Here is a 21,291-nt window from a genome sequence, read left to right as displayed (position 1 = left end):
ATGCTTTTAAATATAAAGGGACTGAACCGCCTGATCGGCGGTTTTTTTATGCTGGGCGCATCGACCATCGCCCTTGCGACTGACGCGGCTGATGAAGCTGTTGGAAAGGCCATTGCCGAGCATTGGGCGTGGAGTTTAGATAACTACCCAGAAATGCGGCTGGGCTACGGCGACCGCTCTGGTAACGCATCATGGACCGATATCAGTCTGGCATCAGAAGCAAGGCGACAGGAAGCCCTGAGCGCCTTTTCGCAGCAGCTGGGCGCTATTGAGCCGGCCAGCCTGTCAAGCGAGGTCCGCCTTAATCGCAGTATGTTACTGCGTGAAATTAACGATGAACGCGCAGCCTACGAGCAGGGTCTGCATTTAATGCCGATCAATATGCGTTCGGGCCCGCAGCATGCCCATGGCATGGCGGAGCGTTTACCGTTTAATAGTGAGCAAGACTACCGAGACTGGTTAACTCGCCTGCGCGCGCTGCCCGATCGGCTCCAGCAATATCAACAACTGCTGACCGAAGGCATGGCTGAAAATAGGGTTCAAGCCGCCATCATCATTCAACGTGTTCCCGAGCAGATTGAGCGGGTAGTCACTGCTACACCAGAGGCCAGCCCATTTTATAAGGCATTTGCAGAGATATCGGACAATATCGACCCTGCGGTAGCAAAGGCTTTGCAAACCGAAGCAAAGACCGTGATTACAGACCAACTTAACCCTGCTTACCGTGCTTTTGGGGCGTTTATTAAGGACAGCTACTTGCCCGCAAGTCGACCCGAACCGGGCATAGGAAGCCTTGAGGGCGGCAAAGCTGCCTACAGATTTTTGGTGCAACACTTTACGACCACAGACCTCTCGCCGGAAGCCATTCACCAGATTGGCCTTGATGAGGTCGCGCGGATTCGTGGTGAAATGGAAGGCGTCATCGCCGAGGTGGGTTTCGACGGAGAGCTCGCGGCGTTCAACGACTTTCTACGCACTGCCCCCCAGTTCTATTACGATACACCAGAGGAACTTCTCGAAGGCTATCAAGCAGTAGCCAAACGTCTTGATCCCGAGCTGGTAAAGCTCTTCGGGAAATTACCGCGAATACCCTATGGTGTGCGAGCCATTCCTGATGAAATAGCCCCTGACACGACGACGGCGTACTACATGCCGCCCACGCCAGATGGGAAACGGCCCGGCTGGTATTACGTGAACTTATATAAGCCCGAGGTCCGCCCCAAGTTTGAGATGGAAGTGTTGAGTGTCCACGAGAGTGTTCCGGGACATCACCTGCAAATTGCGCTGGCAGGTGAGTTGACCGACTTACCAGAGTTTAGACGGCGCAGCGGAGTCACCGCCTTTGTTGAGGGTTGGGGACTGTATTCAGAGCGGCTCGGTTACGACATGGGGCTGTATCAGGACCCCTACTCTCGCTATGGACAGTTGGTTTACGACATGTGGCGTGCAGTGCGACTGGTTGTCGATACCGGCATCCACTACTTCGGCTGGAGTCGCGAGCGTGCCATCAATTTCTTCTTGGCCAATGCGGCAAAAACGGAAGCCGACATTGTGAATGAGATTGATCGCTACATAGGCTGGCCGGGGCAGGCACTCGCCTACAAAATTGGGCAACTCAAGATGCTGGAACTCCGAGAGAACGCGGAAATTGCACTGGGAACTGCCTTTGATATTCGAAGCTTTCACGACCATTTACTGGGAGCTGGAGCCATTCCGCTGGACGCTCTTGAGGCGCGTATGACGCAATGGATAAACACGCAGAAGCTGCGCAGAAGCAAGTCTGAATGACAACCGGGTCATGCAGAAACCCAGAGCCTTGGGTGGACGCACTCGAGGCTTCTTAAAAAAGACCTGAGCCAAAGCTCAAGTAGCCTCATTGGTAGACTCTATAATAGGAATTGATGAGGCCGCTTCAACGCACGTAAAGCCCCCCATCAATAAGCAGCGTTTCCCCCGTTATAAAACCAGAGGCTGGCCCCAGCAAAAACAGTAAAGGGCCCGTCATATCCTCAGCAGTAGCCATGCGCCTCATTGGCACCCGCTTTGCGTATCGATCGCTGTCGACCTTCTCAAAAATTTCATCTCTACCCGTACCGCCGGTGAGAAAAGCAGTGTCGGTCAATCCGGGCGCCAGGGCATTAACACGGACTCGAGGGGCGTTCTCCCTTGCCAGTCCTTTCACCAGAGCCACTACCCCCGCTTTGGCCGCGGCGTAATGCGTGTAGTTAGGTATGACATCTATCGCTTGGGTAGACGCCACGCAAACCATAGCACCCTGATCAGAGCGAAATAATAAAGGCAGCGCAGCCCGAGCACACAAAAAATGGCTGCGGAGATTTCCCGAAATAATTTCATCAAAATCTGCGGTGTCTAACTCGCTAATCGGAGTAAATGCCTTGAAATACCCCGCTAAATTAACGAATCCATCTAACCGAGGCCATTGCTGCGAAAGCTGATCGAAGGCCGCTTTGACCTGGTCTTCGTTACTACCGTCCATGGGTATCACCAAAGCTTCTGGCAGCGGAGGTTTATCCTCTATGGAAGACGGCAAGTCGAGCACTGCAACATGAACTTGAGTTGCGACCAGTTCTTTCACAAGTGCTCGTCCCATGCCGCCGCAACCACCCACGACTGCCACATAGGCCCCCTGGGGAGGCCCGAGTCTTGTCGGATTGAATTCCATGGTGTTCTCTCTAATACGGCTTGCGCTCAAGGGGGCCTTCGCCCCCAAACAGACTTAGTTAAAAGAATAGTTAGCGGTTAACCCGTAGGTTCTTGGAGGCGCAAATAATTCCACCGAACCTCCAAAACTGCTGACAATAGAATGCGAGGTCACTAACTCATCGCTTAAGTTCTTGCCCCAGACCGTGATGTCCCATTTACCCCCACTCGATGTATAACGGACGCTAGCATCGACCACCGTGTAATCATCCATGAAGGATACTCCCTGATTAGTAGCTTCCATATACCAATTATCGGAGTATGAAGCGCTAGCCTCAAAGTCAAGCATTGAACCATCGCCCAGCACAGCATTATAGTTTGCGGCTAGGGAGTATTTGTAGTCGGGAGAGCGTGGTGCTGTATTGCCCGTAAACTGGCCACCCACAATTTCTGCATCCAAGCTGGCATACATGCCAGAAACTGTGAGATTCTCGCCCACTGCAGCAATAAAATCCAACTCTATACCGCTTGATTCCGTCCCAAAGTTCTCAGACACCAGAGTAAAGTTTTCAAGTCTGAACAGCTGCTGGTTTTCATTTTCGAGATCAAAATACGTGATATTGAATTGCAATCGGTTATCGAGCCACCGCGTCTTCGCACCAACCTCCATATTGGTGGCTTCCTCGGGTTCGAGTGGCGTCTCTGCCAATTGAGCCGACGTATTTTGCGAGATGAATACACCACTTTTATAACCCTTCGACCATGTTGCAAACAACATATGGTCGTCTGAGACTTTCCAGTCAACAGTTACCCTTGGAGTGAATTCATTCCAGCTCTTCTCTAGACCTTTAAAGTTATAGACCTCATTCCCCGGTGACGAGGAGTAGGCGTTGTCCATTTCTTTCTCGTCCCACGTCTGACGCCCTCCTAACGTCAAATCCAAGGCATCTGTCATTGACCAGACCACTTGCCCAAATAACGCCATACTGGTGTTGGTAGCACTTTGAAGCCAAGAGCGATCGAGAAGAGCCCCTGGCGCAACGGGAGAGCCGGGGCCGAAAGCGATAGGCACATTGGCAAAACGATCCACATTCTCCTTAAAGTAGTAGGCCCCCGCTACCCAGAACAACCGGTCACCGTCGTGAGTCAACCTAAACTCTTGGGAGAACTGATCGGCGTCATCACCCTCATTGTCTTCAACACTTAATAGGTTAGGAGGCGAGTCCATCCCCCCCAGCTCCTGAAGCCATGAGTATTCAAGCTCTCGGTAAGCAGTGATTGAAGTCAATGAAAGATCGTTAGCGAGCTCCATCTGAACACGTGCTGACAGACCAAATACGTCACGTTCGGCATATTGCTCTATAGTCAGAGCACAAGTTCGTGGATCCTCACTGTTCGTGTCTACCTTGACCTGCTTGAGTACACCCGTAAAAGCACCACCTGCATTTTGCTCGTCCGCAGGATTGTCCAGTTTGGTCAAATCACGACAGCGACCATTGGTATCGTCTGTAGAATAGTCGAACCCCAATAAAACCTCGGTGTTATCCGATATATCCCAAAGTAGCTTGCCCCGCAGGCTGAGGTTGTCAGCGTCATCCAAACCCTGCCCGCTGATGTTACTGTAAGCATAACCATTGCGGTCACGCTTACTAAAAGACAGATTTCCCGCCATGTTTTCGCCCAAAGGCCCATCAATAAGACCACGGAAAATGGTCAGCCCATAGTTACCGGCGGTGGCCCCAAGCTTAGCCTGATACTCCCTCGAGGGTTTTTTGGTCACTATACTAATCGCACCCCCCGTAACATTTCGCCCGTAGAGTGTTCCCTGTGGGCCACGGAGCACCTCTATACGCTCGAGATCATAGAGATCACTTGTCGCGCCCGCGGATCGCCCAACGTAAACGTCATCGATGAAAACGCTCACGGTCGGATCCGCACCTGCAGAATCAATTGTAGTACCCAACCCCCGCAAAAATAGTTGCGGCTCACCTATATTGAATTGGGTGTAGGTTAAGTTAGGTGTCTTTAGTGCGACATCTGAAATACTCGAGATACCCGCTGGAGAGATCGCACTACCGTCGATAATGGTTAACGCTAGAGGCACATCCTGAGCATCTTGCGCTCGCCTTTCCGCAGTCACAATAACCTCTTCCAAAGCTGATGCCTGCGACATAGCTACCTGTGGTATCGCAACAGTTAGCGCCGATAGAATAATTTCCGCTCTAACAAACTTATTTGATCTTTTTATTACTTGCTTAATACCCATGGGAAACCCCCTTCCTGTTGTGGTCTAACATTAATCACTAAAGTTTTTATTTAAGAATTGGAGCATGTGTTCGTTGTAAACATCGGGCGCTTCCGCCCAGCCGAAATGGCCGACACCCGGCATACAAACGAATTCTGAGGCTGCAATTTTTCCAGCCATTTTTTCCATCACTTTAGGTGGCGCCGCACTCAAGTCATGCTCTCCAGCCACACAAAGAACGGGAATATTCATCTTCGACAAAACATCACGGCCCTCATACTTAGTTACAGCTTCAATGGCTGCGCGAAAGGTCTCCTCACGCATGCGAGATATCACCTGAACAACCAAGTCAGTGGCTCCACCTGTGGAGCCCGGGCCAAACATTTTTTTCAACATAACCGGCGCGTACTCAGGAATAGTTTTGCCGGCATCAAGAGGTGCTACGCGATCCGCCACAAACTTTTTCTGCCATTCACCCCCGCGGCCACCAAAGGCTGCACTGGTCGATGAAAGGATCAAACCTTGAATACCCTCCGGGTAGTAGTCAAAAGTTCGCTGCGCAATCATGCCCCCCATGGAATGCCCCAGCAGAATGTTAGTTTTGGTTCCCAGCGCTTTCATCAGAGACACGCAAGCCCGTGCGGCCGACTCAATACTGAAATTTTCGGGCATAGGGCTCAATCCATAACCCGGCGCATCCCAAGCGACAACACGGTAGCCAGATGCAACCAGAGCAGCGGTTTGCTGCAGCCAATACTCTTTAGCGCCAAAGGCACCGTGCAAGAGGAAAACGCTTTTATCGCCAGCCCCGGTCACACAGTAATCTGGCAATCTATAGGGGCCATAGTTATTAGATGCAGTCATTCGATCAGTACCTCCCGAGCGTCGGCGCTTGCGGCAGCGGTAAACATCGCTGTTAGTTCCTGTCTCACAACTTTTTGCATGGCATTTCGCGGCAAGCTAGGAACCACTAATAAACGCTCGGGCAATTTGTAAGTCGCTATGTGCTTTGCAGTTAGATGTAGTAATAGGTCGTCAAGGCCAACTACCTCCTGAGGTTTCATAACAACCGCCACTCCGGTGCGTTCGCCTAACCTCTCATCGGGGACAGCGAAAGCTGCGACCTCAAGAATCGCCGGATGGTCAGATAACAGGTTGTCAATTTCTGCCGGTGCGATATTGAAGCCACCGCGAATAATGACCTCCCGACAACGGCCGACATACTTGTAGTAGCGTGGTGGACTGCTATCACCTGCGATCTCAAAAAGATCGCCTGAACGGTAGAAGCCTTCACTGTCGAATGCCGCCGCAGTTTGCTCGGGTGCGTTGAAGTAATAGGAAAAAATAGTGCTGCCCCGCATCAATAATTGTCCCTTTTTACCCGGCTCGGTGATTTCTTCTCCGCTATCCAAGTCCACGATTTTGGTTTCCAGTTCGCGGCTAAGCTCAAAGTCCGACCAAGAGATATCAGCCCTGCCGGCTCGAGCGAAATGGGTGGACCGAAGGCTCGAGTCAGGCACAGTGGCCCTCGTACTCTGTAAAGAGACACCCTCGTTAGAGCCGAAAAAATTTACAATTTCCACGCCAAAATTATCTGCCATCTCTTCAACAACCCAATCGGGCAAAGCCGCTGACCCAGAACCCATGATTCTCAGCGAAGTTAGGTCGGCTTGTGCTCGTAGTTCTGGATCTTTTAGCAATGCAACGATAAAGGCCGGGGGCATAAAGGTAACAGTGACCTGAAGTCTTCGAATCTGATCAAGCACCATTGGCATATCCAAGGGATGGTGCAGCGCTAAAGTTCCGCTGGACAATAACCAGCAGTAGAAACCGCCCCCAATTGCCGCCATATTAACCATGGGTCGCGCATTCAAAATGACGTCCCCGTCTTGCATCTTGGCGCCGTGCGCCACCATACGGCCGATAGCAGCCCAAAGATTATGGCTGCGGATCACTCCCTTTGCCTTTCCCTCGGTACCAGAAGTCCAACAAATTGTCAGCGCTTCGTTAGCCGCTGTGGGTGAACTTTCGAGATCCTGCTGTGAGGCATCTAGAATAGAGCGGTCATCAGCCGGGCCATCTATGCTCAGTAACTTGACATTGAATTCACCACACAGGTCCTGCAGTGATTCTGCTGTGGCCATGTCACGGCCTTTGAAGCGCGACAAAGTAATGTAAGCCGTTGGTGATAATTGTGAAAAAATGTCGCGCAGCTCAGACCTGTCAAACTGCATGACAACTGGGCTTAAAATCACACCCATGCGCGCACATGCGAGAAGAATTACAGTAATTTCATGGATATTGGGTAACTGCAAAACAACAATGTCGTTACGCCGTACTCCTGCGTAGTAAAGTTGACGCACCTGAGCCTCTACCCGTTCGGCGAGTTCACTGTAGGTCAAATTGACTGCGGCGCTACCGGCAATATCCAGTCTGTTTGGAGGGTCAAGGATCGCTAGGCGCTCTGGATAAGCGGCCACGTTGCGTCGAAAATGTGCATCCAGCGTGTCGTTACCCCACCAACCTTTCGCCGAGTGATGGGCAATTGTCACCGAGTCCGAGGCCATCATACTGTCGACTCCAGCTGGAAGTGAGAACGTACTCGCCAAAGAAGCCAAGTGGCTAAAGGCAGTGCAGCGATAAGCACCCACTGCAATGACTGCCCCACACTCTGCTTATCTGAGAACCCATAGTCAGTGATGAGTGCCACTGCTAATGGGCCAACGCCCAGACCCAGAACGTTTCCGACCAACAAAAACAGGGCCGCCGCCTGCCCTCGAAACTTTGCGGGGGTGATGGTTTGCAACGACGAAGCATTGAGGCCGCCTGGCAGCGCCATAAAAAAAATAGCGCCACCGACCCCTATAAGGGCAAATTCGGGTGTCGATGAATAAGCAGCCCAAAGGCCCGAAACACACAGTCCCATGCATGCCAAAGCGCCTAGACGAATATCGCTCGCCGGAACGCCCCGTACAGTTAAATGTCGCGCCCAAAAACCACCCAAGAGTGCGCCGACAGGACCACAAGAAACCAGCAAGCAGCCCATCGCCAGCCCTATTTCACCGATGCTCCATTGATGAACGCGCAAAAATATGACCGGCAACCAAGAAATCAGGGCATACGAGCAGAGCATATGCAGTCCGAAACCAAGGTTATGTCCTAGGTAAGGTCGCAAGTGCTCTCTGTAGTGCTTAACAAAATCCCGAAAATTCCCTGAGCCTGACGCGCCCTCATCAGGAACCCTCTGTTCTTCCATCGCCCCCCTTACCGGCTCAGGTATCAGTAAAACTATGGCAAGTGCCAGCGCTAACCCGGGTAAACCCACAATAAAGAAAGCCAGTTGCCAACTGTAAAAAGATCCCAGTAGTGGCAGTTCTATGGGCGGTATGGCCTCCAACCACTCGACCAGCCTGCCACCAATGAGAAATGCACCGCCGGTGCCAAAGTAAATGCCCATCGCATACACACCGAAGGCACGGGCACGCTCCCGAGGCCGGAATAAATCTGACATTGCTGAATACACGCCCGGGGTGAGCCCTGCCTCACCAATACCCACCGCCATGCGAGCAACAAATAACGTGACAAAATTTTTGGCCAAACCACAAAAAGCAGTCGCGATGCTCCACAAAGCAATTGAAATGCTAATAACCCGGACCCGACTGTTGCTGTCAACGATGCGACCCATGAAAAGGCCGATAATTGTGTAGAACAGCGCAAATGCCGTGCCATGCAATAAGCTGAAGGCTGTATCAGTTAATCCTAAATCCCGCTGAATGGGCTCGATCATCAATACAAGTATCTGACGATCTAGGAACGACACTAAATAGGCCAACATAAATAAAGTGGCCGCAAGAGCGGGACGCGCTCTCGTTGAGTCTGCTAAAGCAGGCGAGGCAGTCATTGCGGCCATTTACTGGTAAGCAACATCATTTTTTTACTATCGTTGATGTAGTCGCTTTCATTCTAGGGTGAAATTTGAAAAAAAGTAAAGTAGGTTTAGAAAAAATACAGCGAAGATCGCTCTCTCACAGCGGAGACTAAACCTTCAGGACTTATGCACGACCTGATCAAGAGAAACTACGCCGTGGCAATGCTGACAGCGCATAACGCTGCCGAGCTGCTGGCCACAAGTTTGATGAATCGCCTGAGTCGCTAAATGGGTAGAGCCAACAAGCCACCGATTCCCCCACTGCATGAGCTGCAACGCCAAACCCAAAAGATCGCGCCCTGACTTACTGGGCTCATACAGCATTCTATCGGGGCTCTCCTGATACAGCCGAGCATGCCCCAACCCTAGGAGCTGGATGCGCCTTAAGCGGCTCGAAATCGTAGCCGGCGGAAGACCCGTGAACTGCTGAATGGCATCAAATTTATAAATGCCTCGTAGCAACGCCGCCATGACAACTGTTGTTCTAGAGTCGCCTAAGACATCAACGATCAATGGGCGCTCGGGATTCCTGACGGGACTATTAACTGCGGTCTCTGCTGAAACGCCACGGTAACGACGCGCCTTGCTAGAAAATTTAATAATTTCCGTATCCTGTTCGACCAACCCCACCTCCGCGTTGATAAGTCGTCCATCGCAACTTTGGCAGTAAGCGGCACAGCGCAGGGGCTCGCCGCAGCTGTGATACCACCGCGACACCTTGGCTTCTGGTCGAGCGTCCCAACGCATTTGCCATTCTCTAGCCGCCATCATGAAGGGAAACAGGTCTAGCCCCGGGGGTGTTAACAGGTAACGAACCAACTTTCTCCCTGGCTGCTGCTGTCGCTCCAGGCAGCCCACATCAATGAGCTGGGTCAGTCGCCGCTTTAATGTTGCAGGGGAAATCGCGAGAGATTCACTCAACCCTTTCCAAGTTTCAACACCTGCAAAAAGCTCGCGTAAGATCAATAAAGTCCATTGATCGGCAACGACGTCAAGGCCCGCTCCTATTGAACTCCGAGCACGTTCCTGCCCCATCAATCAACTCGCATATTAACTATCATAACTGTACCATGTTACCCAATTAGACATAATGACGCACAAATTCAATAAGGAGCAAAACTATGGCTGAGGTGATTGTTGATCGGAAATTGCCGCTCCAAGCTTCAGAAGAGCATAACGAATATTTACATCACGATGCATTTAGACCAGTCGATAAAGAAATCACAGCGACGGATCTTAGTAGCATTGGAGACATTCCAAAAGATATCGACGGCGTATACATTCGCAATGGACACAATCCGGTGTACCAACCAAAAAGCGGTCGCTACCACTGGTTTGATGGTGACGGCATGGTTCATGCGACTACCTTTGCTGATGGCAAAGCCACCTTCCGCAACAGAATGGTGATGACCACTGGGCTCGCTGCTGAAATGGAAGCGGGTCGGGGACTATACCCGGGCTTGAGGGATGGCTTTGAGGCCGAGGAAGGTCTTAAAAATAGCTCTGGGACCGACGTAGTGCTTCATAACGGTGAATTTAAAACGTTGTTTTCCCGGTGCGGTCAGCCTTATCGATTAGCCGCCGATGATTTTCGTACTCTGGGACCCGATGACTTTAAGGGCAGCTGGGAACGCGGCATCTCGGCCCACTCTAAAGTTGATGAACGCACAGGCGAACTGATTTTTTTTAACTACAGCTTTAATTCAGAGCCGTTTATGGAGTACGGCGTGATCGATAAAGATAATCGTGTCAGCTCTGTCACGGCCATTGACCTGCCAGGCCCACGCCTGCCCCATGACAGCTGGGTGACGGAAAACTACACCGTGCTGCATGACTTACCCCTCTATTGGGACTCAGCGCTGCTAGCACTAGGCAAGAAAAAATTAAAATTTGACCGCGATTTGGCCAGCCGCTTTGGCGTTATACCGCGGCATGGCTCAGGTGGAGATATTCGTTGGTTTGAGTGTGAGCCCACTTACATGCTGCATACAGTCAATGCGTGGGAAGATGGCGATGAAATCGTTGCTTTTGGCTTTAAGCAACTCACTCCTATTCCCAAGATTCCTAGGGAAACACCGAGCGCACGGGTTCAAAATTACTTTTTGTCCTTCCAGTTTAATCAACCGCGCCTCACTGAATATCGTTTTAATTTACGAACTGGCAAGGCCAGCGAGCGCATTGTCGATGAGCAATGCCTTGAGATGCCCAATATCAACGCTCGCTACCTAGGCATTAGAAACCGCTACGCCTACAACACTATGGCTGCAGAGATCCCCTATTTTTTGATGAGTGGCATTCAAAAATTTGATCTACAAAACCGAAGGGAGGTTGATCGCTATGAACTTCCCAAAGGCAAATATATGGGTCAGCCAGTATTCTCCCCCCGGGTAGGTGGCAAAGATGAGGATGATGGGTACCTCATCTCTTATGTCAGCGAGGCCAATCATGCTGAAATCTATATTTGGCAGGCCCAAACCTTGGGTGACGGCCCCATCGCAAGAATCCCACTCCCCCAACGTATTCCCGGAGGCTCTCATGCCTATTGGGGTAATGGCAGCGATATTCGCGAGGCTCAGATGCGCCAAACGGCTAACTCTCACTAATTTCAGCGCAGGGGAATTACTATTATGCAGCCCTATCTCATTGAGGCAATTCGAACCCCGAGAGGCAAAGGCAATGCCAAGGGACGTCTCAATGACGTCAAGCCGGTAAACTTACTACGGTGTCTTTTTGACGAGATGAAAGTCAGAGCTCCTCATGCAACCGTCAACACAGATGAAGTGATCTTGGGCTGTGTTAGTCAGCTGGGGGATCAAGGTGGCAATATCGCTCAAACAGCGTGCTTGTACGCAGACTGGCAGCCCAAGGGATCGGGCACTACGGTCAACAGTTTTTGCACATCGGCTTTAACCGCCTTGGGCTTGGCGTCAGCAAAAATCAGCGCCCAAATGGGCGACCTCTTTGCAGTAGGTGGGGTCGAATCAATGTCTCGAGTGCCGCTGATGTCTGACAAAGGCGCTTTGTTCGAGGATCCCGAAGTCTCAGGTAAGGTCCCCTATGTTCCCAATGGAGTAGTGGCCGATTTTTTTGCCACCAAAAATGGGTTATCCCGCAACGATCTTGACGAGTACGCAGTCCGTTCGCACCAACGCGCAGCGTCGGCCACCGATCAAGGCTTTTTTCAGCGATCCTTAGTCCCCATTGCCGATACACAAGGGCACTTACTTATTGATCGTGACGAATTGATTCGGCCTGGTTCCAGTCCTGAGTCCCTCAAAAAACTTCCGCCACTCTTTGCTGAATTGGGCAGCAAAGGTGCTAATGAGCGCTTGCTGAAGCACTGCCCTGAAGTGCTTGCAATTGAACACATGCATCACGCTGGATGTGCACCGGGAATTGTCGATGGCGCATCATTGGCCCTGGTCGGCTCGGCAAATGCAGCCAAGCGACTCAATCTACCATTGAGGGCTCGCATTAGGGCCCAGTCGTTTAAGCGAGGACCGGCCATCGAAGCTTTAACGGGGGGGCTTATCGCCACTGAGGACGCGCTTAAACAGTGCGGGCTAACCCCGAATGATATTGACCTCTGGGAGTTCAATGAAGGATTTGCCGGCATTGTCATGCATTGTGCCGGGCAACTTGGCATTGATCACGATCGTCTCAACGTCAATGGTGGCGGCATTGCAATGGGGCACGCCATGGGTGCTACGGGGATTAACCTACTCAGCACTTTGGTCGATGAATTGGAGCGGCGGAATCTGAATACAGGCGTGGTCGCGATTTCAGGCGCTGCGGGCATCGGGGCTGCTATCGTTGTAGACCGCGAGTGTTAGCGCCCTAGCGGACTGGTAAATTTCTGAGCGGGACGCGCGCCACGAATCCTGCGCACAGGCACCGCTTCGGAGGTAGCGATTATAGCGGCACAACCGAGGTGGTAGGCCCCGCTCTAGCAAACGCTACCCTGCCTCCAGAGACTCAACGATCTCCCCCACTGCGTAGGTCACGCAATCTCCAGTGAGCTTCACCCGATCACCAGCCAGCACACACTTAAGCACACCGCCTCGTGTCGATATTTGCGCTGCGGATAATTGAGTCACGCCCAGCTTAGCCGCCCAATAGGGCGCAAGAACACAATGCGCAGAGCCCGTGACCGGGTCTTCGTTGACACGCAAGTTAGGCGCGAAAAAGCGCGATACGAAGTCATGCCGCTCCCCTCTAGCCGTGAGGATAACCGCGTGATCTACAGCCGCGGCAATCGCTGGAAAATCAGGTACAACTTGCCGGAGAACGGCCTCGCTCTCCACTTCATAGAGCGCTTTCCAAGGATGGACCTGAGGAATTGCCGCTGCGATGATTGGCACCCCTAAAGCGGCTATCAGTGCGGGCTCCGGTTGATAGGGCTGTGGATTGAGGGATGGAAAATCAAGCTCGATGGCACCATCATAATAATGCGCACGCAGCTCGCCACTGAAACGCGTTGAAAAAGTCACCTCGTCGCCCTGAAACCCCAAGTGCTCGCTCAGCACGTGAGCTGACGCAAGGGTCGCGTGACCACAGAGCTCCACCTCCGCGCCTGGTGTGAACCAACGCAGCTCAAAAAGCCCCTCCTCCCGGGGCACAACAAATGCGGTTTCAGACAAGTTGTGCTGCGCAGCCATGCCCAGCAATACCTTGTCGGGCAACCACTCGGGAAGGGGCACAACAGCAGCGGGATTGCCACCAAAGGAAGTTTTAGTGAACGCGTTAACGATGTAGAGCGGCAGGCTCATTAGAACCAAGCCGCCTCCATGGTGTAGGTTGTATCGTCTAAATCACTCAGTAAGTCTGCCCAAACCTTGGTTTGTGGCAGCTCCCAGCGGGCGAAGTACAGCATGCTCTGGAGCTTGCCTCGATAGAAATCGGTGTCATCTGAGTGACATTCAGCCGTCAATGCCTGCGCTGCAATCAGACCTTGACGCAGCCACATCCAACCCACCACCACGTGCCCAAAGAACTCAAGGTATTTCGCGGAGTTTGCCATGACCAGATCAATGTCGCGCTCCAGCATGCTACCTAACAGAACCTCCGTCGTGCTCTTGAGATGACCCAAGGCAGTCTGCAGAGCGATGACCATAGGCGCACAATCAGCCACACCTTCTGCTGCTTCCAAAGTCGATTCAATAGCGCTTAAACACGCCTGATACCCCGCCAGTCCGTTTTGCGGCACTTTTCTACCCAAGAGATCAAGGGATTGAATGCCCGTAGTACCTTCATGGATTGGGTTTAGGCGATTATCGCGGTACATCAACTCCACTGGATGCTCATTGGTATAGCCGGCGCCGCCGAGCACCTGAATGGCCAGATCGTTGGCCTTGGGCCCGTACTCCGAGGGCCAGGTTTTGACAATGGGCGTCAGGAAATCCAGCAGTTGAAAGGCATCGGCCCGTCCAACCTCATCGGGATGCGTCTTCCAGTCATCAACCAGTTGCGAGGCGAATAAGCACAAGCTCCATGCTCCCTCCGCATACGCTTTTTGAGCGAGCAACATGCGCCTCACGTCGGCGTGCTCTATCAGCATGACCGGATCTGCCAGCGGGTCCTTCGAGGAAGGTTTGCGACCTTGTGGGCGCTCTTTTGCGTAGTCGAGACTGTACTGGTAGCCCGCCATTGCAAGAGTTGCACCACTGCTCCCCACCATCACTCGGGCTTCGTTCATCATGTGAAACATATAGCGCAGGCCTTGATGTGGCTCGCCGACCAAATACGCCACAGCGCCCTCTCCCTCGCCAAAATTCAGTGCCGTTGAGGTTTGACCCCGACCACCCATTTTGTGGAATAAGCCGGCTAGCTGGACGTCGTTGCGCGCCCCCACAGAACCGTCCTCATTGAGGAGAAATTTAGGGCAAATAAACATGGAAATGCCCTTTACCCCCGGCGGCGCTCCTTCAATTCGCGCCAACACGGCATGCACAATATTGCTGGAAAGCTCGTGGTCCCCGCCTGAGATCCAAATCTTGTTACCAAATATTCGGTAGGTGCCATCGTCCTGAGCCACCGCCTTAGTGCGCATATCGGCAAGGCTTGAGCCTGCCTGAGGCTCTGACAGGGCCATGGTGCCCGCAAACTCCCCCGTGCGCAGCCTAGGCACCCAGGTATCAATCTGCTCCTGGGATGCGTGGGTCTCGAGGAGGTTGGCATTCGCGGCAGTAAGGGCATGGAAACCGTTGGTTGTGCTTGCCGCTGCAGTCACATACCCCATGGCACAAGACGCCACGACTAGCGGCAGTTGCATACCGCCCATTTCGTAACTCTGATCCGGACAAATCAGCCCAGCCTCGGCAACGGCATCGTAAGCCGCTTTGATTTCAGGGATCATGATGACCTTTTCACCATCCCAGTCGGGTTGATTCAGGTCGACGGTTTTTCGAATCGGCAGGAAATAATCTTCGGCAATTTTTTCAGAAATATCCAAAGCAGCGTCAAAGGACTCCCGATTGTGATCTTGATACCGCTCGCGGTCTTGGAGGGATTCCACATCGAACATTTCGTAAAGATAAAATTCCAGATCGCGTCGAGACAACAAAGGTGCGGGCATGAGAAGTTCCTGTGAGCTTGGCTAAAAATTTTAATTGGTCGCTTCAGGTCGGGGCAGATAACCTGCAGAGGTCATGTGAAGACTGCCCAACCAGAGATCGTCATCGCAGGGTGTTGCGCTGGTAATGTAATTATAACCCAGCGCAGGATCTTGCAGGTTGGCCACCACCGACCCATTAAGATCAACACCCAAGACAAAACTCACTGGGGTCGCTGCAGCCTCCTGTAAAGCCCTTGGCAACACTGATACCAAACGCCGTAACAGCGGTAAGTGTGCTACCGCATCGACTCCAGCGCGCAGCGAGGGCATAGCAATCCAGAAAGTCTTATCACCGTCGTAGTTAATGTTATCGGGTGTGCCCGGAAGGTGCTCAACAAAAACATCACTGCTGCCAGCTTGAGGCCCTTTCAACCAAAAGCGTTGAACCCGCCCCAACCCTGTCTCATTAATCAATACGTAAGCGTCATCAGGGCCTAGAGCGACCCCGTTCGCAAAAAAGAGTCCATCGAGTAAAAGTTCAACAGCCCGGGTCTTGGGTGAGTACGCAAATAATCTTCCCGTCATCGATCCTTCATAAAAATCGAGCAGGTTATTGTGAAACTCAAAGCGCATTGAGGCGTCAGAAAAATAAATTGTGCCGTCGGCGGCAATGTCGACATCATCAACAAACTGAAGGCGTCGACCCAAATACTGGTCAACCAGCGTTTCAACTCGCCCCTCCTCACCTATTTTCAACAGCCCCTGATAGGCATCTGCAACTATCAAAGCACCCTGAGCATCAAAGGTCATACCCAAAGGGCGCCCTTGTGTTTGCGCAAATAGCGTGGTGTTGCCCTGCTTGTTGAAGCGAACAATCTGTCCGTCCTCAAGACCGCTGTAGAACCAACCGTCGCCTGAGCACGCGACATCCTCGGGCCCTAGATCCGGCATAGACACTGTGTCGACATTTTCCAGTCGATTGTTTGAGGCAAAAACGCCAGTGAGCTCAGGATTCGGTGGGGCTTCCCACATTGCGGGAACGATGGGAGCGGCAACAAATGACCACGCGACCCAGCCAAGGACAACACACGCTAGCGCCCCAAAAAATCTCGTCAGCAACTTTTTCAATAGGATGCTCCCCCGAGCAAATTAACGGCGAAGACTGCGCCATGAACACTTTAGCCACATGATGCGCAGATAACGCCGCCCATACCGTTACATGCCGTTTGGATAACCGTCTAGGTCAACCACCCCACCGCCTCTAAGGGCACCAAGGGCTTCACTGTAGGCCAAAAGTAATTTTAAGCTGTAATCTGCTCGGTCGACAAAGTAGGTATGAGCCTCCGGATCATTCTCCGCGGAGTCGGCATTAAACACTTTGCCAACATTGCGAACGACTAATTGCTCGGGGATGTAACACAGGCGATTGTTTTTATAGCTGCTAGTGCGAAGCTCTGACACGACATAGGCACCCCCATCGCCACCAGAAATAGCGGTTATTAGTGCCGGTTTGTGTGCGAGGCCCGACTGAACGTTGCACAACAAAAAGAAGTTCTTCACAGCGGAAGTGGCCATACCGTGCCATTCAGGACTCACAATGACAAAGCCATCAGAACTTTGTAGTTGCTCCACCAAGTCTGGCAGAAAAGCCCAGAGGCCCTCACCACTACCTAGATTTTCATCCCACAAGGGCAGAGGGTCATGGGCGAGGTCATGCAACCACGTTTCAGCGTTCAATGACTGAAGCTGTTGCTCTAAATAAAGTGCGACTTTTCGGCTTTGAGAGTCATGACGATGGCTTCCCACAACAATACCAATCTTCAACTGAAATGCTCCTGTTTAGGTTTAAAAAATTACTGCGCTAATTCCGTCAGTGAATCAGCCAGAGCACCCACTAACGACTCCATTTCTCGACGCTCCATGACGAACATTGGCGCCAACTGAATCGTGTCGCCCCCGTAACGCACTAGGAACCCTTTTTCCCACATTTTCATCGCAACTTCGAAGGGCCTTCGCATGGGTTCTCCAGGATAGGGATCAAGGGTGATGGCACCCGCAAATCCATAGTTACGTACATCAGCCACGTGGAGCTTCTCGGCTAGAGCATCATGAAGCAACCCTTCGAAAAATGGCGCTTCTTTAGCAACTCGTTGAGGCAACTCCTCGCCGGTTAATACATCTAACGCTGCCAGCCCAGCAGCGCAGGCCACAGGGTGTGCAGAATAGGTATAACCATGGGCAAACTCCAAGGCATAATCGGGCCCACCATGGGCCATAAATGTGTCGTATATACCAGCACGCGCAATAACCGCGCCCATCGGAATCGCGCCATTAGTGATCTGTTTTGCGACGTTGAGAATGTCCGGCACAACGCCAAAAGCGTCGGCTCCAGTCAGCGCACCGCAACGACCGAACCCCGTGATTACCTCGTCAAAAATCAATAAAATATCGTTGGCGTCACAGATATCACGCAGCTTCTGCAAATAACCTACGGGTGGCGGTATGACTCCCGCGGACCCTGCCATAGGCTCCACAATAACCGCAGCTATTGTCGAGGCGTCATGCAAGGCAATCATCTCGTTGAGTTCCTCAGCCAGCTCAGCTCCGTCTTGAGGCATGCCTCGGGTAAACAGGTTCTGAGGCAGCATGGTGTGCCGCAAGTGATCTGCTTCAACACCTTGACCAAAAAACTTTCGATTAGCGGCGATACCGCCCACCGAAATCCCACCAAAATTGACACCGTGGTAACCCTTCATACGCCCGATAAAACGCGTCTTGGTGGGCTGTCCCATCAGGCGCCAGTAAGCGCGAGCCATCTTCAAAGATGTATCAGCAGATTCAGACCCTGAATTGGTAAAGAAAACATAATCGAGGTCCTCCGGCATTAAGTCCTTAATGCGATCAGCGAGTTCAAACGCGGGAGGGTGACCAAATTGAAACGGTGGCGCAAAATCAAGGGTGTTGATCTGCTGAGCCACCGCGGCGCTGATTTCCTTGCGACCGTGCCCCAAACCTGACGTCCAAAGCCCGGAGTGCCCGTCTAATACCTTGCGACCTTTGTCGTCGGTGTACCAAACCCCGTCAGCAGACGTAATAATGCGCGGGTCGTCTTTAAACTGGCGGTTACCGGTGTACGGCATCCAATGAGCTTCAAGGGTCTTCCTGTCCATGGTGACTCAACCTCTTATTCAGTAATAGCTAGGAGCCTGCGGCGCTAGTGTAATCAATAAATACAACAACCCGGCAATGACCAGAGCGATTGCCAGTGCCAAGCTTGTCGTCTTTGGCTTCGAGAGACTAAAGCGGTTGGCAGTTTTACCCCACCACATCGCCCCTAGTAAGGGTTCTTTTCGGTACAACTGGTGATAGGTCAACGCCAACAGATGCATCACCACCAGCACCTGTAAAAGCAGCCAATTAATTTCGTGCCACTCAGCGAAGAACCCCGACCACTCCCCACCCCAATACATCAGTGGACCTTCAAACATGACATCATCGCTGGAAAATAACCCTGAAACGCCCTGCAGCAAAATCGCAAGCAGCAAAGCCACCGTAGCCCAGCCACCCATTGGATTATGCCCTTCTCCGGTAAAAGGGCGCCCTCTGACATACGCAAGTACTGTCGTCGGGCGAGCAATGAAAGAGGAGAAGCGCGCACTAGGGCTACCCACGAACCCCCAAAGCACACGCGTCGTAACGGCTACGATAAGGCTATAACCGACCCAACTGTGCCACTCATATAGCCCCTCTTCCCCACTCCACCACATAAAAGTGATGGCCACTGGGAAGTACCAGTGGATCGTTCGAACAGCACGATCCCATAAGGGCCAATGCTTCACAGCTAGCAATCCAATTAAAGGTTCTGAAGAAGATCGATCAGACCCGTCACTGATGCCTTTACGCCCAGTTCAACAGAGGGCTCAGGAACAATTTTGAAGAGCGGCGAATGGTGCGATGCGACAGGTGGTCCACCCGCTGCAGCCCGATCAAAGTCGGCTTGATCAGTGCCTCCTACGGCGAAGTAAACCGAGGGAATGTAAGGGTCGACAGTAAAGAAGGGAAAGTCCTCAGCTCCCATCGCAAGTCGCTGCTGATTATAAAATATGCCCTCGCCCAAACTGTCAGTCCATACGCCCCTCACGCGTTCAAGCATAGCGATATCGTTGAGCGTCGGTGGCACACCTTCGTTCTCGTAAACAACAACCTCGGGCAGCATGTCCCCGGATAACCCCATCATACGTCCCGCGTTTTCAGCAACACGCTTGATTCCGTCAAGCAGCAGGGCTCGGTCTGCCACCGACTCACTGCGCACGGTAATCTGAAGTTTCGCGGCATCTGAGATGATGTTGTGCTTTGTGCCAGAGTGGAAAGAACCCACTGTGATCACACCGGGTCTGCGCGGTGGCAAGCTCCGACTAACCACGCTTTGCAAAGCCACAACAATCTGAGAACCCAGCAATACGGGATCAACCCCTGAATGCGGACTGGCGCCGTGAGCGCCTACACCTTTAATCAAAATATCCACCGTATCCGCGCCGCTGTAGGGCGCTGGGTCAGCAATCAGCATACCTGTAGGTACCGATGAAGTGACATGCAGAGCCATCGCATAATCAGGCTGGCCAAAACGGTCCCAAATATTATCTTCGCGCATCAACCTAGCCCCGCCGACCCGCTCCTCTGCCGGCTGACCGATCAGCATTAACGTGCCCTGCCACTGACCTCTGCGCTCCACCATAATTTTTGCAGTGCCCACCAGGCTGGTCACATGCACATCGTGGCCGCAGGCGTGCATGACCGAGACCTCATTACCATCCCAATCAATCTGCTTAGCGGTTGAGGCGTAAGGAAGACCTGACTTTTCTTCCACGGGAAGGCCATCCATGTCAGCTCTAAACATGACCAGGGGGCCTTCACCATTTTCCAGTAGAGCCACTATGCCGGTGCCACCAATGCCCCTGTGTACGTCGTAGCCAAGGCCTTCTAACTCAGAAGCCAGACGGTCTGAGGTTTTGTGCTCCATATGAGATAGCTCTGGGTTTTGGTGCAACCAGAGGAACAGGTCTGCCAGCTCCTCCTCGTAAAGCATGTCAATTCGCTCATCCAGCTCGTCGGCAAGGCTGAGCGTTACCGGTAGGAAAAAAGCGACCAAGATAGAACCAATTAGGCGTCGAATTGACATAAGAATCTCCTGTGACACGAGGCAGGTATACGTACGAATGGTGTAGACTACGTCTTTTTTTATCCCAGCAACATACTGATGCACGGACAGATTTCATGGGTGGTGAAGTTAGCCACACGCACTGGGTCCCTGTCATTATGTTAAGTGAGTCTTCGCTGGTTGCTGGCGTCAAGGATCATCAACGTTGAATAGCGACAAAATACGCGAGCGCTTCGGGCACTATGGCGTCGAACTACTCGAACAGGACACAAGGACGCGTCTTGCAAGTCTTTATTCCCTTTCCGGTGAGCAGCGCATCACGCGGACGCTGGCGTTAACTCGCTTCGAACTGCCCACTCATCAGGCGGTCAGCGAGCAAGACGCACAAATTCGCGCTGGCGACAGTATCGGTGCGACACTTCGTCATGCTGGCTGGAATGTCGTTAAAAATCACACAACCGACTGTCAGGTCGCCGCTGGAAAGCGGTTTGCTGCATTGGGGGGAACTACCTTAAATCCAGAGGATCAAGTGCTGGTGAGGGTCTACACCCTGAGTGTTTTAAAAAAGGATCTCGCCATTGACTATGCGATCATCGCAGAAGCTTATCATTGCGAGCACATAGCCCCAACGGATGCCCAGCCCTCAGCGGGTACAGTCCTCTCATCAATGACAGGCAGCCAGGCCCTTGCGCTTAACGACTTACTTAACGTGATGCAGGCAGTCGACTAGCGCTGGCGCGTTATCA

Annotated in this window: 17 protein-coding genes; 4 read left to right on the top strand and 13 right to left on the bottom strand. The window is 52.3% G+C overall.

Features of this window, described 5'->3' with window-relative positions; all coding sequences use genetic code 11:
- A complete protein-coding gene (locus ACMAZB_RS06270; RefSeq protein WP_435219847.1) occupies positions 1 to 1,788 on the top strand; it encodes a DUF885 domain-containing protein in 1,788 nt (595 codons plus the stop codon).
- 124 nt (positions 1,789 to 1,912) lie between these two features.
- Here the strand turns inward: ACMAZB_RS06270 and ACMAZB_RS06265 are convergent, their stop codons facing one another.
- From ACMAZB_RS06265 to ACMAZB_RS06240, 6 genes are all read right to left on the bottom strand, one after another.
- Complete coding sequence (locus tag ACMAZB_RS06265) at positions 1,913 to 2,683, bottom strand: SDR family NAD(P)-dependent oxidoreductase (RefSeq protein WP_435219846.1); 771 nt, start codon at positions 2,681 to 2,683, stop codon at positions 1,913 to 1,915.
- A gap of 54 nt (positions 2,684 to 2,737) precedes the next feature.
- Positions 2,738 to 4,927 (bottom strand): TonB-dependent receptor, encoded by a 2,190-nt coding sequence (locus ACMAZB_RS06260; protein WP_435219845.1) that lies wholly within the window; start codon positions 4,925 to 4,927, stop codon positions 2,738 to 2,740.
- 30 nt (positions 4,928 to 4,957) lie between these two features.
- Positions 4,958 to 5,770 (bottom strand): alpha/beta fold hydrolase, encoded by an 813-nt coding sequence (locus ACMAZB_RS06255; RefSeq protein WP_435219844.1) that lies wholly within the window; start codon positions 5,768 to 5,770, stop codon positions 4,958 to 4,960.
- Entirely contained in the window at positions 5,767 to 7,476 is a 1,710-nt protein-coding gene (locus ACMAZB_RS06250; protein WP_435219843.1) for a class I adenylate-forming enzyme family protein, read from the bottom strand. The genes ACMAZB_RS06255 and ACMAZB_RS06250 overlap by 4 nt, the downstream gene beginning before the upstream one ends.
- Positions 7,473 to 8,807, bottom strand: a complete 1,335-nt coding sequence (locus ACMAZB_RS06245; protein ID WP_435219842.1) for an MFS transporter — start codon at positions 8,805 to 8,807, stop codon at positions 7,473 to 7,475. Before ACMAZB_RS06245 ends, ACMAZB_RS06250 begins: the two co-directional genes overlap by 4 nt.
- Positions 8,808 to 8,951: 144 nt before the next feature.
- On the bottom strand, positions 8,952 to 9,869 hold the full coding sequence (locus ACMAZB_RS06240) for a winged helix-turn-helix transcriptional regulator (protein ID WP_435219841.1): 918 nt from the start codon (positions 9,867 to 9,869) through the stop codon (positions 8,952 to 8,954).
- An 86-nt stretch (positions 9,870 to 9,955) separates the two neighbouring features.
- Between ACMAZB_RS06240 and ACMAZB_RS06235 the strand changes: the two genes are divergently transcribed.
- Positions 9,956 to 11,437, top strand: a complete 1,482-nt coding sequence (locus ACMAZB_RS06235) for a carotenoid oxygenase family protein (protein ID WP_435219840.1) — start codon at positions 9,956 to 9,958, stop codon at positions 11,435 to 11,437.
- A 24-nt stretch (positions 11,438 to 11,461) separates the two neighbouring features.
- Positions 11,462 to 12,667 carry an acetyl-CoA C-acyltransferase gene (locus ACMAZB_RS06230; RefSeq protein WP_435219839.1) on the top strand — a complete coding sequence of 402 codons (1,206 nt, stop codon included), beginning with the start codon at positions 11,462 to 11,464 and terminating at the stop codon, positions 12,665 to 12,667.
- 123 nt (positions 12,668 to 12,790) lie between these two features.
- Here ACMAZB_RS06230 and ACMAZB_RS06225 read toward each other — a convergent pair whose 3' ends face one another.
- The 7 genes from ACMAZB_RS06225 to ACMAZB_RS06195 all read right to left on the bottom strand — a co-directional run bounded on the left by ACMAZB_RS06225 (position 12,791) and on the right by ACMAZB_RS06195 (position 20,566).
- On the bottom strand, positions 12,791 to 13,603 hold the full coding sequence (locus tag ACMAZB_RS06225) for a PhzF family phenazine biosynthesis protein (RefSeq protein ID WP_435220063.1): 813 nt from the start codon (positions 13,601 to 13,603) through the stop codon (positions 12,791 to 12,793).
- A complete protein-coding gene (locus ACMAZB_RS06220; protein WP_435215366.1) occupies positions 13,603 to 15,408 on the bottom strand; it encodes an acyl-CoA dehydrogenase in 1,806 nt (601 codons plus the stop codon). The genes ACMAZB_RS06225 and ACMAZB_RS06220 overlap by 1 nt, the downstream gene beginning before the upstream one ends.
- A gap of 30 nt (positions 15,409 to 15,438) precedes the next feature.
- Entirely contained in the window at positions 15,439 to 16,515 is a 1,077-nt protein-coding gene (locus ACMAZB_RS06215) for an SMP-30/gluconolactonase/LRE family protein (protein WP_435219838.1), read from the bottom strand.
- A gap of 87 nt (positions 16,516 to 16,602) precedes the next feature.
- Positions 16,603 to 17,211, bottom strand: a complete 609-nt coding sequence (locus ACMAZB_RS06210; RefSeq protein WP_435219837.1) for an NADPH-dependent FMN reductase — start codon at positions 17,209 to 17,211, stop codon at positions 16,603 to 16,605.
- Between the two features lie 29 nt (positions 17,212 to 17,240).
- Complete coding sequence (locus ACMAZB_RS06205) at positions 17,241 to 18,557, bottom strand: aspartate aminotransferase family protein (protein ID WP_435219836.1); 1,317 nt, start codon at positions 18,555 to 18,557, stop codon at positions 17,241 to 17,243.
- An 18-nt stretch (positions 18,558 to 18,575) separates the two neighbouring features.
- Positions 18,576 to 19,226, bottom strand: coding sequence for a cytochrome b/b6 domain-containing protein (locus ACMAZB_RS06200; RefSeq protein ID WP_435219835.1), 651 nt, complete (start codon positions 19,224 to 19,226; stop codon positions 18,576 to 18,578).
- A 14-nt stretch (positions 19,227 to 19,240) separates the two neighbouring features.
- Complete coding sequence (locus ACMAZB_RS06195; RefSeq protein WP_435219834.1) at positions 19,241 to 20,566, bottom strand: amidohydrolase; 1,326 nt, start codon at positions 20,564 to 20,566, stop codon at positions 19,241 to 19,243.
- 184 nt (positions 20,567 to 20,750) lie between these two features.
- On the opposite strand from ACMAZB_RS06195, the gene ACMAZB_RS06190 reads away from it, so the two are divergent.
- A complete protein-coding gene (locus tag ACMAZB_RS06190; protein WP_435219833.1) occupies positions 20,751 to 21,275 on the top strand; it encodes a hypothetical protein in 525 nt (174 codons plus the stop codon).
- Positions 21,276 to 21,291 lie beyond the last annotated feature (16 nt).

This window comes from Luminiphilus sp. nBUS_07 (assembly GCF_051201685.1).
GTDB lineage: Bacteria > Pseudomonadota > Gammaproteobacteria > Pseudomonadales > Halieaceae > Luminiphilus.
This window is presented reverse-complemented; position numbering and strand designations above follow the sequence as displayed.